This window comes from Acetobacterium sp. KB-1 (genome assembly GCF_003260995.1).
In the GTDB taxonomy this organism is placed as follows: domain Bacteria; phylum Bacillota; class Clostridia; order Eubacteriales; family Eubacteriaceae; genus Acetobacterium; species Acetobacterium carbinolicum.
In genome coordinates this window covers 81822-98237 of sequence record NZ_CP030040.1, presented here as the reverse complement: position 1 = coordinate 98237, position 16416 = coordinate 81822, and the positions used below count along the sequence as shown (strand labels likewise).

The window sequence follows — 16416 nt, the reverse complement described above, 5'->3', positions numbered from 1 at the left end:
CCTTTTTAAGTTTTTACTAATCTTTATTTTTATCTTTGTTCTCTAAATTCTCTATTTTCTTAATAATTGTTTCGGCGTTTATAAAACGCTGTTCAATTTTTTCCTGAACTTCGGGATTGTCTTTATGCCGCTCCAGCATTTTCTTTTTTCGGTAGCTTAAGTCAATCTGCTGATCATTTTCTACCAGCTTATCGGCCAGATATAGAATTTCATTCTCACGAATGGCCACCTCCGGTTCTACTTCAATATCCATGTGAGTAGCGATCAAACTTCCCACCTGATCATACCCCATTTGTTTTAATAGCGTTCCCGCCGCCTGGGCATGATCTTTTTGCGTTTTCAGAAGATCGTGAAGAAGCGCAGCCGCCCGAAGCACCCCGCTATTAAGCTTTATACCCTTGTCAGCCAATCGGCTTTCTAGGTTCCTAACGACGCGGTAAACCATTTCACAATGCTTTCTGATTTCTAGCGGCAGCTGATAAAGATCCATTAAGGCATAACACTCGCAGAGATTTGGAGCCATTAAGCCATCATAGTCAAGTAATCTCTGATAATCCGCTTGGGTATCCATATCCATAAGGATGGCTTCATCGGCCAATGCAAAACTTGTCGCATCTGTTTCATGACATTCAAGAAAACGTCTTAGTCCCCCATCCTGCTTATTTCTCAAAATGGCCTCGCGATATTTTTCATGAATAAGCGGTGGATGTCCCCGTTCTCCCAAAAAACAAGGATAAAGGATTCCTTGACTAAGTGGCCGAAAAGCCATTATTAATGCTTTAATGGTTGCGACTCCGATCAAGGGAATATCCACTGGATGGACAAAAAAAGCCGCCACGTCGTCATCCAATTGATCAATTCCTTTTTGAATCGATGTGTACATCCCTTCATCATAACGTTCATTGACGACGCCATTAATGGCCTGTTCCTTAAAATAAGGTTTGATTTCAGCAGCCCGATGACCCGCAACCAGAATGATCTGATCCACCCCTGCCTTTTGATGTGTCATCAACACGCGTTCAACCGCCGTTTGGTCGCCAAATTTCAGTAACGGTTTGAACGCCTGCATCCGCGATGAGTACCCCGCTGCAATCACAATGGTTGCGATCTTCATCTTTTTTATCTCATTCATTCTTGACTCCGTCTAATCTCAATCATCTCAGCAACGATACTAACGGCAATTTCTTCTGGGGTATCCGCCGAAATATTAATGCCAATGGGACAATGCACCCGTTCCCAATCATTAATGTTAAACCCCTGATTTAAAAGACTCTGGTAAATATAATTGCATTTATTATGGCTCCCGATCATGCCAATGTATTTTGCATCCGTTTCAAGCATCTGGGCCAACACCTCTTTATCATCCGAATGACCCCTGGTGACAATCACGACAAAGGAGTATTGATTAATAATTACGTTGTTTTCAATGTTTTTTAATCCCGGAACAACCAAAACATCATCTACTTTTTTGAAGCGGCTCCAATTTGCAAACTCCTCCCGATCATCCACCATTGTCACATAAAATCCGACTAGCTTTGATAACTCGGCCAGAACCCCACCAATTTTCCCACATCCGATAATGACGACATTTTCATTACAGAAAAAAGGTTCCACATAGAATCCGGATGGCTCCAGAAACGCGGCACGATACTTATACTGTTCAAAATTAGTACAGACCTCTTCAACCAGGTTTTGACTCGCCTCGCTTTCAGGACCATAAAAGCCCGTTTCCGTACAAACCCATTTCTCCGGCAAGCTTATGTTATTTAAGTGATGATTAATTCTTGTGATTGTAATAAAATCTTGCTTAGCTTCCTGCAGTCGGAAGATTTCCTCATAGAAGCTTTGATTTTGATTTTTCCACCAATCAATATATTCAAAAATAATTTTTAAAGTCCCCCCACATATCAAGCCCTGGGATTTTTTATCCTTACTTTTTAAATCAAATGATTCAATGTGATCAGCGTGGTTTTTATAGACCCTGGCTGCCGTCTGAATGACCATGGCCTCGATAAGTCCTCCGCCAATAGTACCAAAGGTGGTGAGATCTGGTCGAATCAGCATTTTTGTTCCACCACTGCAAGGCGCTGAGCCGGATTTTTCCAGGATGGTTGCCAGAACCAGATTCTCTTTTTGGGCATAGGACTCAGCAATCATTTTAAAAAAATCATCCATTACACTCTTCCTTTCGCAGGTCAATAATTCTACGCTTGACCATGCTATTGACCATCTGGTCTGGTTTACACAAGTTTCCCTGCTCAACTTCAATTCTCACATTATCTTTTTTATTTACCGATAGATGAGCGACCAGTATTTCTTTGACTCGGCTGATTTTTTGATCCAGCCGGTTTTGATTGTAGAAATTCACCATGATACTCAAAACGCTATTATTTTTTATCAAAACCTGATAATCTAAAATATTTTCATCACCCAGCAGGCTTTCTTCAAACGTACTAAGATCAATATAGTTATCATGATCCAGACGAATCCGATTTGCATACCGTCCCGCTACCTTTTTAAGGGTTCTTAAAAAGGTGCCACAGGGGCAGAGATCAGTGGAAAAAGCGCCAATATCGCCGGTTCGATAACGAATCAAGGGCATCGCAATTCGATTAAGACTAGTAAAGACAATCTCCCCATATTTTCCATCTTCTATGGGCGAGCCGGAATCAGGATCGATGATTTCAAGATAGAGATCCCCTTCCCTTAAGTGATAGCCATTTAAAGCCTCACATTCAACACCGCCACCATAGCCCATTTCAGTCATGCCATAATGATTAAACACCCGACACCTAAATTTATGACTTAGTTCCGCAACCATGGATTTAGGAACATAGTCAGTACTTAAGAGCACTTTCTCAATTTGCTTAAAGCATTCTGCCTTGCTGCGACTTAAGTATAACACCTGAATCGGAATTCCCACAATACAGTTAATCCGATTCCTTAAAATTACTTGCGCCACAGCATCTAAATCTGTCAGCAGACCAAACACGATACAGGTTGTGTTGGACCGGGCCAGGGCTTTCTTTAAAAGATCGCCAATCGTCCCATAAGCCTGCCCCGGTAACAAAACCAAAACCCGGTCGGACGAATCAGTTAGGGATCGCATCCCATAATCGAAAAAATCTACCGTTTTTAGTAAATCCTCCTCGGTAAAAAACAGCCGTTTTTTCTTGCCACTGGTACCCGATGTATTCAGGGTTACAATTCGATCCACCTGCTGTTGAGGAATACATAAAAAGGAAAAGGGATTTTTTTTTATATCGGCGCCAGTCGTAAACGGCAGCAGTTTAAAATCATCCCAGGATTTAATCTCCCGCAAATCCTGATCAACGAATTGTTTTTGATAGAAGGCACCATTGGCTTTAGCGTATTCAAATACTTCCACCAGTTTTTTAAATTGATAGGTGCTAAGCGATTTCTGATTGGCTGATGTCAAACCGGTTCTTTTTACTATCCAGTCTTCCATTGGTGTTTTGTTTTTTTTCATTTTCCCTCACTGGTTTCGATAAATGGATTGACCGCTTATACTGGTCAAATTATATAGACAAAAGGGAATCAACTGCCCCTTTTTATTGACAACGTGGATACAGCAATCCTTCACCCGATTGAGATCCACATTCCAGACATCCTGAAAGGCCATCGCCGATAGGCTGAAAGTTTTCGTGTTGATGGCATCAAGTATTTCATCCCAACTGTCTTTAGCCTGATTCGTTTGATCGTCACCAGGCTGTTTATTTAGCAATCGATCCCGATTATTACCAGACCATTTCCTGGCGACCTGGGCCTTGGTTTTATTTGCTCCCGCCTCTGCCGTTTCAACGCCACAGCAAGAGGACGGCTTATTTAATGCCCGAATCACTCCATCCGTTTCCACCATAAAATTGCCGTGAAACGAACACTTGGCGTTTTCACATCCTGGTGGACTAAAGCTGCTTGCTAAAATACGCCGGTTCGTCTGAAATTCAATTTTATCCATGAGATCTCCCAGTGTCAATCGTTTTTCTTCCACCGGCAGATTGGGGATCCGCCCAAAATAGCTGGCTGGCTGCAGGTGAATACCCTTGACGGTAGGTAACCATGAAAGTGCAAAGTCGATGATGTTCCCAAGATCATTTTCATTAACCCCATCAACCAGGGTAGGCACCAACACCACCCCAATATGGTATTTCTGACAGTTCTCAAGAGCCTTTGTTTTGATGTCCAACAGTTTTTTGCCCCGCATTTTTTTATAAATATCGTCATTGGTTCCATCAAACTGCAAAAATACAGAGTTTAGTCCAGCGTCTTTTAAGGCTTTTACATAAGCCTCGTCTTCACCCAATCGAATACCGTTGGTATTGATCTGAATAAACGAAAAACCCATTTCATGACCAACCCTGACAATCTCAGGCAGATCATCCCGGAGGGTGGGCTCGCCGCCGGAAAGCTGGATGTTACAATTTCCGGATGCCTTCATAACACATTGGTACATCCATCTGATGGTTTCCATCGACAGGTCTTCCTGGCTTTTATTGGCGTCAGCAAAGCAGAAAGAACAGCTAAGATTGCAGCGGCTTGTTACTTCGATCAAGGCGGTGCAGGTGTGCTGACGATGGTCTGAGCAAAGACCGCAATCAAAGGGGCAACCTTTTTCCACCAGGGTACTCGGATTCTTAATATGAGCTGGTATTTTATTGCGCACCCACTTTTCCATGGGTATACGCCCGCGCCAGATCAGTGACTTAAAACGACCATGTTCCTGGCAGGATTTTTCCAGATAGGTTTTATCTCGCGCTGTCCAGATTATCGCCTTCACTTTTCTCAGACAAACTGGACACAGGCTTTCAGTTGTTGAAATAATTCGTTTACTCCCGCTTCCCATTACTCCCGGTCACCAAAGAGATAACCATTTTCCTGCAAGATCTCGATAACTTTTCCAAAACTCTCTGATAAGGTATCACCGCACTTGACGGGATAAGGTTGATTTTTATCATCTAAAAACTGATAAACCCCAATCAGATCAAGACATTCGGTACTCTCAAATCGTTCTTCAAACCAGTCCATGTAAGCTCTGACCATGGTACCAAAATTATCTTTTGTCCATTCTTCAGTATTCCCTTTCCCGGCATACAAGCCAATGATCCCGATGCCGCCAGTTAACACCCCACACGTTTTTTGATTCCCGCCAATGCCATTACAAAGACCATTCATAACCCGGATCAGATCGGGATTGTTTTTTTCTTCTATATCCAAAGCCAATTTGAGCATAATCTGGCTGCAACAATATCCTTCCGCTGCCAGCTTAAACAGTTCAAATTTTAATTCTTCCATTTTAAAACTCACCTATTTCACCTTTCTGGCAACCATTAAATAGTAACCTGGTTTACAAGCTCTCAGTTGATCCTGAAATCCTGCCGCACAACGCCCAGCTGCTTTTTTCCAGAAGACATTCATCGAACCGTATTCAAATACCGTCTTGACCAGCAGCGTTTTTAAGAAGTGGCTATGATCTTCCATCCGTTCGATCATAAAACCCGTCTCTAGGATTTGATTCTCAAGCTGATTTAACGCATATAAACCGCGCATACAGCTGTCAAAGTCACCGCTAATGAGTCCTTTTAAAGCATCTGGATTTCTGGCATATACATCTGTGATAAATAAATGGCCACCCTTTTTTAGCACCCGGTGTAGTTCTTTTAGTGCCGCTTCCCGGTTTGTCATAAGTGAAAGGGTACATTCTGAAAGGGCACCTTCAAAACTATCATTTTCAAAAGGAATTTGCTCGCCTCTTCCCTGATAGAATAATCCATTGGGATTATTTTTCTTAGCGATGGCCAGCAGCTTTTGAGAGGGGTCCAACCCAACGGCTCTGATATTGTATACCCTTTTTAGATAATCTACGGTAGCACCCCGCCCGCAGCCCAAATCCAACAATCGATCTGTTTCTTTCCACTGACAAAACGCAACACCCTTGTCAGTGAGAAGCGTTCCGCCGGGTCGCAACGTTTCTCCCAAGAGGGCTTTCATCTCCGGCGTTTCATAAGCACATTTAGCCACCATGTTATTTATCCTCCAGACCTTCTTCCACTTCCTTCATCTTTCCCAGGGCCAAAGCTTCATCAATAAATACCTGATTACACGTCGGACATTTCATCAGATCCACTTCAAAATTACCTTCCAGATAGCGTACCTTAACCTTAGACAGCACCAGTTCTCGTTGGCATTTATCACATAACCATTTGACTTTATCATCACTTACATGTTTCATTTTTGCTCTCCACTATTTCCATCCTCCTCCACTATTTCCATACCCACTATTTCCATCCTCCTCCACTATTTCCATACCCACTATTTCCATCCTCCTCCACTATTTCCATACGATGGCTGTAAATACTTTTAATCAGATAGTTTTTTTCATCCTTTTGATATTTCACCCAAAAGGTGACACTATCCCGTCTTAACTTAGCCAAATATTCATGGGTTTCCGGGTTGCAAAAACGTTCATTTTTCGCCTCGGCATTCTTAAGCACTGCCTGGATATCTTCCATCAAGATATACCGATCCTCAATGTTCTTTTTTACCTCTTCGGGGATGATCAGGGTAAGATTATCTTCCATTATGTCTTCTATAGGTTCCTCTCTCCAGATTTCTTTTAAAAGAATTTGTTTGACCCGACTTCTGTTCTGATGACGCTCCGACAAGGTTGGCATTTTGCGGGTAGCAGCGTCGCCATCGTCTTTAGGATAAATCAAATCCAGCAAATGATAAGTTCGTTTGCCACCAGAAACAAAAAGATCCTTGCACATGGCACAATAAACCAGCAGGTCATTCTCGCTTTCGCCGATGCGCTCATGAACAAAAGCGTCGGACTGCTCCCGGTTGGCGTAATAAACTAGTCCGCCATATCCGCAGCATTTTGTTTTTTCTTTGGTGTATTCCAATTCTTTTATCCCGTATCCCAGTTTAGAAACAATCTTTCGGACACTCTCGTGAAGATCACTGTTTTCGCGGGTACCACAGGCATCGTGAACGCTCAAGGTCTGCGGAATTTTAATGTGATCTTTGTTAGGTAAACCCTCGCGGACATAAATATCCCAGAGTGACACAACTTTAATTTCCGGTAAATACTTTTTAAAAATACGCATACAACTGGAACAGGCCAAAATAAAGGTTGGTCGTTCCAGATCTACCCAGACTTTTTTAATCGCTTCAATATTTTCGCTCATCAAACCCTGTTGTCCAGCCCAATCAGCCGGGGCACCGCAACAGCCCAGATAAATACCGACATCGCCGTTGACATGGCCGACCAGGTACTCATAGATACTTTTAATATCATCCGGATAGGATGCCGGCAACTGACAACCGGGATAAAAGAGATACTCCGTATTCCCGGTGCCCTTATATAATCCTTTAACATAATCAGAAAAGGAAATCAGCGGATAATAAAACAGATCTTTGGACTCTTCTTTGCTCGGTTGTTTGCGCACCAGAGAAAAACGAGAGCTATTTGAAAAGGCCATGTCCTTTAAGGCAAAGTCATGGGCCGTGATTGGCATCTTTCCCCGTTCCACCATACTTTCCCGGGTTTCGTGAATCACATCATTCATACTAATGTCCAGAAAACACGCTTCTTTGCAGAGACCGCATTCGGCGCAGGAATTAATCATTTTATTGGCATAATGAGTTCCTAAAATAATCCGTTCATTGTGATTGATCTGCCGGATATAGGCATCTGGCGAAATGTCAAATTTTCGTAGATGAACACAGCCTTCAATACATTTTCGACACTGACATTTAACACAGCGCTTAGCCTCCTCCATGGCTTCTTCCTGGCTGTAAATTGCAGTAGATTTTGCAATCGGGGAGAGTGGCTCTTTCGAGCTGATATCAAATTGAAGCGGCGTTTCAAAGACGCCTTCCCGGTCTCTGGAATCGGTGAGGGACACCTTTGACAAGTAACGCTCAATGGAAATGGCCGCCCGTCTCCCGGAACTGGCCGAGAAGATCACTGAATCTGTTTGACTCACCAGCTGCCCGCCGACAAAGAGGGAGAAATCGCCGACCTGAAAGGTAATTGGATGATATTTAATTGGTTCTTCCCAGTTAGATGTTCCCAGATAAACTGCGTCATATTCAGTTAGAAGCTGTGTTAGTTTGTTTTGATCGACATTGTTTTCTAAATGGATAGCGATTTTTTTATCAACAACTGCTTTTAATTCTTGGTTTAGTAATGCTTCAGTCAATGAATTGCCCACAAAATCCCACAGCCGTCCACCCAGTCGATTGGTTTTTTCAAAGATTGTAACTATGTAACCTTTTTTGTCCAGATCAACCGCAGCAGTTAAGCCACTTAAACCGCCCCCGACAATGGCAACCTTTCCTTTGTTTTTGGGAAGTGGCCAGACTTTTTTAGGTTTATAGCCACCATATTCCAGCACCGCTTTTTCAAGATCTGATATCCGAATAGAACCGCCAGCCTTGCTTCTTTCACAGGGCGCTTCGCAGGGATGATCGCAGATTCTTCCGATAATTTTGTGAAAAGGCATTTTTTTTTCCATCAACTTATAGGCATTCTGAAAGTTCCCTTTTTCTATTTCCGATAAAAAATCAATAACTTCCAGATGAATCGGACACTGGGCTGTACAGGGTGGGGGTTCTTTATGAATACAACGATCCCCAGTTTCCAATAATTTATCTAAATTCATAGTTGGTCTCCTCTTTTCATTATTCAAGCGATACATTAATAATTAAACATCATCACCATAACGCGTTCTGATGTCTGTTTCTATATACAATTCACAAAACGCCATAATAATGAGCGTTTGACACTTTCGTTAAAGCTAAGCTCGTAATTTAACCCAATTGCATCATAGAAACAAACACCAAAGTTTGGTGTTACTAACCGATTAATTTGAAATAGGAATTGAAAGCTTAGAAGCTTTCAATTCCTTTGGCAATGAGACTTGGACTACTTATTTTAAGGCTTCTAAACCTTCTAGTACTTTTTCTGGATAAGCTGGTAAATGTTTGATGCGAACGCCACAGGCATTAAAAATCGCATTACATATGGATGCATGTGGTGCAGATAATGGCATTTCACCAGCACCAGCAGCTCCGTATGGTCCCAATGGACGATGCGTTTCCTGATGAATCAGAACAATTTCATCTGGAACATCCTTCACTTGAGGAATACCGCAACCGGTCAGGGTAGTATGTTTTTTTAGATCTTCAAAGTCTTCGCTTAAGGCTAAGCCAATCCCCTGAGTTAAACCGCCCCACAACTGACCTTCAAGTACGGTTTTATTGGTAATGGTTCCGCAGTCAGATACAAGGGTCAATTTGTCGACATGCGTTTTTCCGGTTGTGGTATCAACAGAAACTTCTGATAATAATACCCCATACATATAAACTGGGAATGGATTTCCCTGGCTGGTTTCAACCGATGGCGCCGTACAAGGTGCCGTCCAAACGCCTTCATAACGTAATGGCAAACCTTCTGCTACCATTTCATCGTAGGTTCTAAAGCTGCCATCTGCTTTTTTCATGGCTGCCAGTAAGTTTTCACAGCCTACTTTTATAGCATTACCAACCATAACATTTGAACGGCTTCCACCGGCTGGTCCACTGTTTGGTGTCAGTTTCATGTTATTCATGATCAATTTGATTTGTTCTGGTTTGATCCCCAATGGTTTTAACGTTTCGTGAGCAAATGTCAATGTCCCCATGTCAGCACCCTGGCCATGATCTTCCCATGAATCTCCTACTGTTACGCCATTTGGTGTTAACTCTATCCACATTTCAGCAGAGTCAGGACCATCGAGACCACAACCATAGATATTAAGTGAAATTCCCACGCCGTGTTTAGTATCTCCGCCTTTTGCGTTCAGGTCCTCGGCTTTTGCTTTAGCAGCCTGATAAATCGGTCGAATCGTATCAATCGCCTGTGGTAAAGCAATAACGTCTGGTGGACAACCTTGTGGGGTAGTATCACCTTCACGATAAACATTTTTATATCGCAGTTCCAATGGGTCTTCGCCCATTTGATCAGCCAGCATGTCAATTAAGGTTTCAGAAGCGAACAAACTCTGTGGTGAGCCATAGCCTCGGAATGCTGAACCCCATGCATGGTTAGTGGCAACTGTTCGTCCTTCGCCGCGAATATTGGGAATGTTGTAGCCGGCACCGATAAATTGTGAACCACGGGTCGTTACCAGATCTCCAAATTCGCAATATGGACCATGATCACAAGACCAATCGGTTTCCATCGCTTTAAGAATTCCTTTTTCATCAGCCGCCATTTTTACATTCATAAAGAATGGTGAACGTTTTCCGGTATAAGTAATTTGTTGGTACATGTTGAATTCCAGGTAAACCGGTCTTTTAGTAACCAGTGCCGCTACACCCAGCAAGCCTTCAATGGTTGGGCTGAATTTATAACCAAAGGTTCCCCCGGTTGGGTTCTGAACGATGAAATATTTGGTCGGATCAACACCAATCGCTTCGGCAGTCATTAATTGGTGGAAATGAAGGGCAATGCTCTTAGAATGTACCATCAGATTATCTTCTTCATCAAAATAGGCAAACCCAACATCTGGCTCTAATGGTAAATGGGGTTGACGGCCAACATAAAAGTCGTCTTCAATGATATTTGGTAATTTATCCATTAATGGCGCCGTTTCATCACCTTTAACGATATTGGTTTTAAAATAAATGTTTGGTGTGCCCGGATGAATTTCAATGGCATCATCGGCCATCGCTGCCGGCGCACTCATGTATGGTAATAATTCTTCAACTTCAACAACGACTTTTGCTGCTGCTGCTTCTGCCTGTTCCGGGGTATCGGCCAGAACCATCGCGATGGCATCTCCAAACTGGAAGATTTTCTTATCATTTAAAATCGGACGTTCCAGACCATCGCCTAAGTTCGTTGGGAATGCCAGACCGTTAATACGGTTGGTTCCAGGAACATCTTTTGCGGTGATGACTTTAAAGACACCTTCCATTTTTTCAGCTTCTGAGGTATCGACAGAAATCAGATTGGCATGAGAAACCTGAGCTTGAACCAATTTTATATGTAAGGTGTTTTCAGGCATTTTTAATCCTAAATCGGCACCAAAGTCCCAGGTTCCGGTAACTTTTGCCAGAGCAGATGGTCGAACCATATTCGACCCCATAATGGATGCACCTTCTTTTAATTGGAACCACAGGTCTTCTTTATTAATTTCGCCACGCATCAGTTTGGCTGCGTCCATAACCGCATCAATAATGGGGATATAACCGGTACAACGGCAAACATTTCGATGTTTTTGGAACCATGCCCGCACTTCTTCACGGGTAGGACTGGCATTTTCTTCCAGCAATGCTTTTGCCGAAACAATAAATCCAGGTGAACAGAAACCACATTGGGCTGCTCCATTTACCATCCATGATAATTGTAGCGGATGCAGATTATCGTGCGTTCCAACGCCCTCAATGGTGATGATTTTAGACTCATCGTCAACCCGCTTCATCTTTGTTACACAAGACCGTACCACTTTGCCATTTAAAATAACTGAGCAGGCGCCGCATTCAGCTTTTCCGCATCCTACCTTTGTTCCGGTTAACCCCTGCTGTTTTCTGATTAAATTTGCCAATGTTGTTTCCGGATCGACAATTACCGTCCTTTGAATCCCGTTAATAAATAATGTCTTTTTTTCCACGTGAAATCCTCCTTAAAATATTAAAAGTTACTATATGGATGCAAAGATCAACCTTTTCCAAATCCACAATTGGGATAATGACAGTCCGGACAGGTGGAACATAGTCCGCCGTGTCCCAACTTTGAGATGTCTTTGGGAGTTAATCTTTCGCCGACCATCAATTTAGGTACCACCAGATCAAACACCGTCCGGCGGCTGTACATAATACATCCGGGTAATCCCAAAACGGGAATATCCCCCAGATATGAAAGCAAAAACATGGCTCCGGGCAAGGTTGGTGCACCATAGGAGACAAACTTGGCTCCTGTTTTCCTAATCCCCTCTGGTGTTACATCATCCGGATCCACTGACATTCCACCGGTTACGGTAACAATGTCTGCCCCTTCTTCGATTAAATCAAGGATACATTGGGCAATCATATCCGAGTCATCCCGGGAAAACACTTGTTTAAATACGTAGGAATCAAGTTCCGCGAACTTTTCTCTGATTACATCTCCAAACTTGTCTTCAATCCGACCATAAAAAATCTCATTACCGGTGGTCACAACGCCCACTTTAAATCTTTTCAGTGGCAGCACTTCTACAATCGGTTTACTACTTGCACATAACTTTTCCATCGTAATCAGTTTTTCATTTTCAATAGAAAGCGGAATGATCCGGGTCGATCCGACCAGGGTTCCCTTTGCCACCATCGTATCGGTATGGAGCGTGGCCATCATCATTTCACCCAGTTCGTTTATTTCCTGAAGTACCGAAACATTGATCTTAAGCAATCCATTTCGAGTTGCTGTCATCGTCACCTTACCTTCAGAAGCACCTACATATTCCACACCGCTACCCGCTGCTGCCTGTCCCAATCGTAGTGCCGCATCATCTTCATGGATTGTTCCATCACCATACTCAATAATGGCAATATGTTCTTTTCCCATGTTCATTAATCGGGGAATGTCTTCTTCTTTGACAATGTGCCCTTTTTTAAATGCTGCGCCTTTAAACTCCCCGGGGATGATCTGGGTCATATCATGAGCCAAAAACATTCCCACTGATTCCCGAACAGGTACTACCTTCATTGTATTTCCTCCATTTGTTTGATATCTGTCTTCGTTGTCAGTCTGACACCAATTAATAACGCAATAATCGTGCCAAATTAAAAAAAGCCCAATTTATGGGCTTTTTAAAAATCATGGATTTGTATTTGTGCTTATTTTGAGCGTTTACTTTTTAACTAACGTTCGTTATTTGATCATTTGTTCGTTTTTAGAGCGATTAAAAGTTGGCTTGTTTGCTCATTCTAACAACACCGAAATCTCTTTTTTCTTATTGCTCAATTATTGATTAGCCTGCGAACCAATCTCTTTTATGATACCGGTTCGGTTTTAATCACGATATAGGGCACTTGCATATCTTCATAACAGATCCTGCCATGGCTTCCCCCTGAACTGGTAGGATGGAGCCCGTGGTCAGCGGTAATAATAACCGTTCCCTTAAATTCTCGGGTCAGTTCCAAAACCATCCTATCCACCTGGAAAATCTGCTCGATTGCCTCCTGAGAATATGGGCCATAGGTGGTCGCATCATCATCAATGCTGTGGAAATGCGTGAAGATCAGTTGGTTTTTCTCTGTAATCGCCTTTTGAGAATTTTTAAAAACCTGGCTATCCTGATCGCCCTCGTTAACCGAAAGGACCGGCTCGATGGAAGTATTGAGCATTTTGATGTCGCCTTCAATGTAGGCCACCGTTTTACCCAGAGTCAGGGCTCTCTCAAAAATATCCATTCCGTTAAAATCCATGACTTCCCGGTCTTTAATCCCATTGCTGCTTGGAAGCGTTCCGGTAATCATCGCCGCCAGTCCGACCGGAGAAATCGGCGGATAGACAGATAAGGCCTGCTGGGCGGTCAAACTGGACAAGTAGGGTGCTTTTCCCTGCTCACCTGCTGTTTTTAGCATCGTCCAGCTCAGACCGTCGAGTTCAATAACCATCACATTATTTCCTTTGTCAAGCTGATGGATGGTATCCGAAGCCACATCTGTAATTGAAACCCGAGGCGGATCAGCTAAAACACCAGCAACATCATCGATGGTTGTAAGATCCGAAGCGGTAAAGCTGATCGTGGTTTCGCTGATTTCAAAATAGTTCTTATCGCTTTTTTTATCAAATTTGATGCTACCATCCCGTCCAAACACTGCAAATTCGGTCTGGTAATTAAGAAGTTGCTCGGGTAAAATCTGCTTGTGGGTCGTATACACGGTAACGGTTCTGCCCTTTAATTCAGACTGACCTTCAAAAATTCGTTTTTCGGTAAAGCCCTCAAGAAAAAGATTCCCGGCACTTGTTTGTCGATATCCCTGCTGGTCATCAATTCCGATCGCCTGTTTATCATCTGCTAAATCAGTGGAAATAACAATAATGGTGCTCAGATTTTTAATCTGACTGGAAATGGGATGGAGGGTATTGATCAGTTCCCAGTCATAACGACTTGAATAACTCAAATGACAACCACTAAGATTAGCGCCACTTATTTTGGAGGACAAACCATCTTCGCCAATTAACAGCAGATCATAGCTCTTTGACCTGGGGACTGCTTCGTCAATCACCTGTTTTAAGGCAATGGCAGTATAATTATTTTCATCTCGGGTAACTCGCATGATGGGATATCCCATCATCGTATTGACAGTCAGCGGGGTCTCCACATCCCCGCTGATTCTAAAGCTTTCAGGGTACTCACCGCCCAATCCCTGATAATCACATCCCGAAAGAATAACCATGAACAGAATCAAAAAAACGATGATCTGAATTTTTCTTACATGGGTTTTCATCCCGTCACCTACTGAAGTGCTTTAATAAACAGTAGACCTTTTACCGATGCTGCTTCCGGTGTTTCAAAAACGGTGTCAACACCACTCTCAGAAAGGGTGAGCATTCCTGACTTTAAATCTTGCAGAGAAATCTCTGCTTCATAGCCATCCGAACCGATCAGCTTGTACCTGGCTGCTTCTGCTATTTTTAGCTCCTGAAAGATTTTTTCAATGGCGACTCCGGTCCGACCATTGATAGTAATAGTCCCATATTTTTGCTCGGCATTGGTAACACTTAAAATCAAATCTTCACCCAGTTTATTATAGAGCACGTCCTTCATCCGCATCCCTTCAGGAAGATCCGGGCCGATAAACATCGGTGCATCCTCTCCGGTCGTTTTAAGATACTGATTATTATAGAGATCATAGGTCTCCGTTCTGGCCCATCCATCTATTCCGGCTACCTCCACTGTATCGGTCTTAAGACCGCCAGTTTTTTCAAGCAGTTGACTCGTGGGAACAGCCTGATCGATGGCATCATAATACTTATATTCTTCTGGTGTGCACAAAAGCAGAGCCGTTTCCATCATCGCCAGGTTTTTAGTTTCTATTTGGGTTACCAAACCTTTAAGCTCAATTTTATTGAGGAATTTCACCCAATACATGGCCCGTTCATCTGGCACCACGGTTCGTAGATCAGTGGCGGTACCATTAATTTCATAAGCAATAATCACATCCCGAATGGCCAAAACATCACGGGGGATTTCAATAGCGTAACCATCCGTGGCATTTAATACAATGGCATCAAAGTTCTTTTGCGATGCCCCATATTGGGCCAGAATGTCCTCTAATCTGACGCCTATCCCGGTGGTGGGGGTTTCGGTCCCGCTGGCATCCACAGCCACCGCATCGAAGGACACAGGGGTCATGGCCTTGATCTCATCGCCAGTAATAATCTGTTCTTGTGCCAGACCGGTAATCACTACTTCCTGGCCGTCGGTTTTCTTATCCACGGATGCATAGCCCAACTTTAGCGGGTCAGCTCCGGCGTCGGTCACACATTGAGCCACTGCACCAATAATACCACGGCTGGTCAGAGTCGCCCCTGAAACAGCATCCACATCCAGACGTTGTTTGTTGATAATGATTTCCGGCATCCCGTCTACCGCACTGGTTGCATACTCCGGATCGTCCTTGTGAGAAACGACCTTAATTGCTTCTATCTTGTTTTCTAAAAAGGTCACTTCTACCTTGATGGGACCATCTTTCCCTTGAGCCGACCCCACATAACTACCTGCTTCATAATGAACTCCACTGGTACAGCCCGCTAACATAACCACAATCAGACAAGCAAGCACCCCGATATAACCCTTTTTCATTTTTCCCTCTCTTTCTCTTATCAAGCACTCTTCTTATATTAGTTAATTTTTATTTCTTTTAAGAACTTTGTCCAGTTTTGTTTGAAACTTTCATTCCTGGCAACGATAAAAAAACAATCCTGATTCTCAAAGGTCAAATTTTCACCATCCATTGCAAAGGTCAAGAACAGTTTTTCCGGATCTTCCAAATCGGTTTTACTGTAGACCTTTGAAAAACCGTCCAGTGAGGTACAGGTGATCTGATTAACCGAACTTATATCCACACCGGCTTCTGTTAGAATATCCTTTAAAAGGATTCCCACATGGTCATTGGTTGTTGACTCTTCACCACTTTTCCCCTGGGTCGTTTCAAATGCCACCAGTGGCACACTCGACATCAATTGGTCATCAATCAACCATTGCTCACCCGCAGCGGTAAAAACCCGCACCTGGGCAGTTCCCGAAAATGTCGTCTCATCCTGGGATGATTTCTCTCCCGTTCCACTGCATCCCACTGCCAGAAATAGTACCATCATCATAGCGAAAAGCAGACTTATACTCTTTTTCATTGCTTTCT

At 43.1% G+C, this 16416-nt stretch carries 13 protein-coding genes; all 13 read right to left on the bottom strand.

Features of this window, described 5'->3' with window-relative positions; translation table 11 throughout:
* Window positions 1–16 precede the first annotated feature (16 nt).
* The 13 genes from DOZ58_RS00485 to DOZ58_RS00425 all read right to left on the bottom strand — a co-directional run bounded on the left by DOZ58_RS00485 (window position 17) and on the right by DOZ58_RS00425 (window position 16408).
* Window positions 17–1132: a DVU_1551 family NTP transferase gene (locus tag DOZ58_RS00485; protein ID WP_111886496.1), complete on the bottom strand. Its 1116-nt coding sequence runs from the start codon at window positions 1130–1132 to the stop codon at window positions 17–19.
* Window positions 1129–2175 (bottom strand): XdhC family aldehyde oxidoreductase maturation factor, encoded by a 1047-nt coding sequence (locus tag DOZ58_RS00480; protein WP_111886495.1) that lies wholly within the window; start codon window positions 2173–2175, stop codon window positions 1129–1131. The genes DOZ58_RS00485 and DOZ58_RS00480 overlap by 4 nt, the downstream gene beginning before the upstream one ends.
* Window positions 2168–3490: a DVU_1553 family AMP-dependent CoA ligase gene (locus tag DOZ58_RS00475; protein WP_111886494.1), complete on the bottom strand. Its 1323-nt coding sequence runs from the start codon at window positions 3488–3490 to the stop codon at window positions 2168–2170. The genes DOZ58_RS00480 and DOZ58_RS00475 overlap by 8 nt, the downstream gene beginning before the upstream one ends.
* Window positions 3491–3496: 6 nt before the next feature.
* Entirely contained in the window at window positions 3497–4864 is a 1368-nt protein-coding gene (gene trsS / locus DOZ58_RS00470; protein ID WP_111886493.1) for a radical SAM (seleno)protein TrsS, read from the bottom strand.
* On the bottom strand, window positions 4864–5313 hold the full coding sequence (locus DOZ58_RS00465; RefSeq protein ID WP_111889642.1) for a DVU_1555 family C-GCAxxG-C-C protein: 450 nt from the start codon (window positions 5311–5313) through the stop codon (window positions 4864–4866). The genes trsS and DOZ58_RS00465 overlap by 1 nt, the downstream gene beginning before the upstream one ends.
* Before the next feature lie 12 nt (window positions 5314–5325).
* Complete coding sequence (gene trsM / locus DOZ58_RS00460; RefSeq protein WP_111886492.1) at window positions 5326–6042, bottom strand: DVU_1556 family methyltransferase; 717 nt, start codon at window positions 6040–6042, stop codon at window positions 5326–5328.
* Between the two features lies 1 nt (window position 6043).
* A complete protein-coding gene (locus DOZ58_RS00455) occupies window positions 6044–6250 on the bottom strand; it encodes a DVU_1557 family redox protein (RefSeq protein WP_111886491.1) in 207 nt (68 codons plus the stop codon).
* Between the two features lie 46 nt (window positions 6251–6296).
* Window positions 6297–8687: a pyridine nucleotide-disulfide oxidoreductase/dicluster-binding protein gene (locus tag DOZ58_RS00450; protein ID WP_111886490.1), complete on the bottom strand. Its 2391-nt coding sequence runs from the start codon at window positions 8685–8687 to the stop codon at window positions 6297–6299.
* 267 nt (window positions 8688–8954) lie between these two features.
* Window positions 8955–11681 (bottom strand): molybdopterin-dependent aldehyde oxidoreductase, encoded by a 2727-nt coding sequence (locus DOZ58_RS00445; RefSeq protein WP_111886489.1) that lies wholly within the window; start codon window positions 11679–11681, stop codon window positions 8955–8957.
* Between the two features lie 47 nt (window positions 11682–11728).
* On the bottom strand, window positions 11729–12751 hold the full coding sequence (locus tag DOZ58_RS00440; RefSeq protein WP_111886488.1) for a molybdopterin-binding protein: 1023 nt from the start codon (window positions 12749–12751) through the stop codon (window positions 11729–11731).
* A gap of 287 nt (window positions 12752–13038) precedes the next feature.
* Window positions 13039–14502, bottom strand: a complete 1464-nt coding sequence (locus DOZ58_RS00435; protein WP_111886487.1) for an alkaline phosphatase family protein — start codon at window positions 14500–14502, stop codon at window positions 13039–13041.
* 8 nt (window positions 14503–14510) lie between these two features.
* On the bottom strand, window positions 14511–15860 hold the full coding sequence (locus DOZ58_RS00430; protein WP_111886486.1) for an FMN-binding protein: 1350 nt from the start codon (window positions 15858–15860) through the stop codon (window positions 14511–14513).
* 38 nt (window positions 15861–15898) lie between these two features.
* A complete protein-coding gene (locus DOZ58_RS00425) occupies window positions 15899–16408 on the bottom strand; it encodes a hypothetical protein (RefSeq protein WP_111886485.1) in 510 nt (169 codons plus the stop codon).
* Between the last annotated feature and the right edge of the window lie 8 nt (window positions 16409–16416).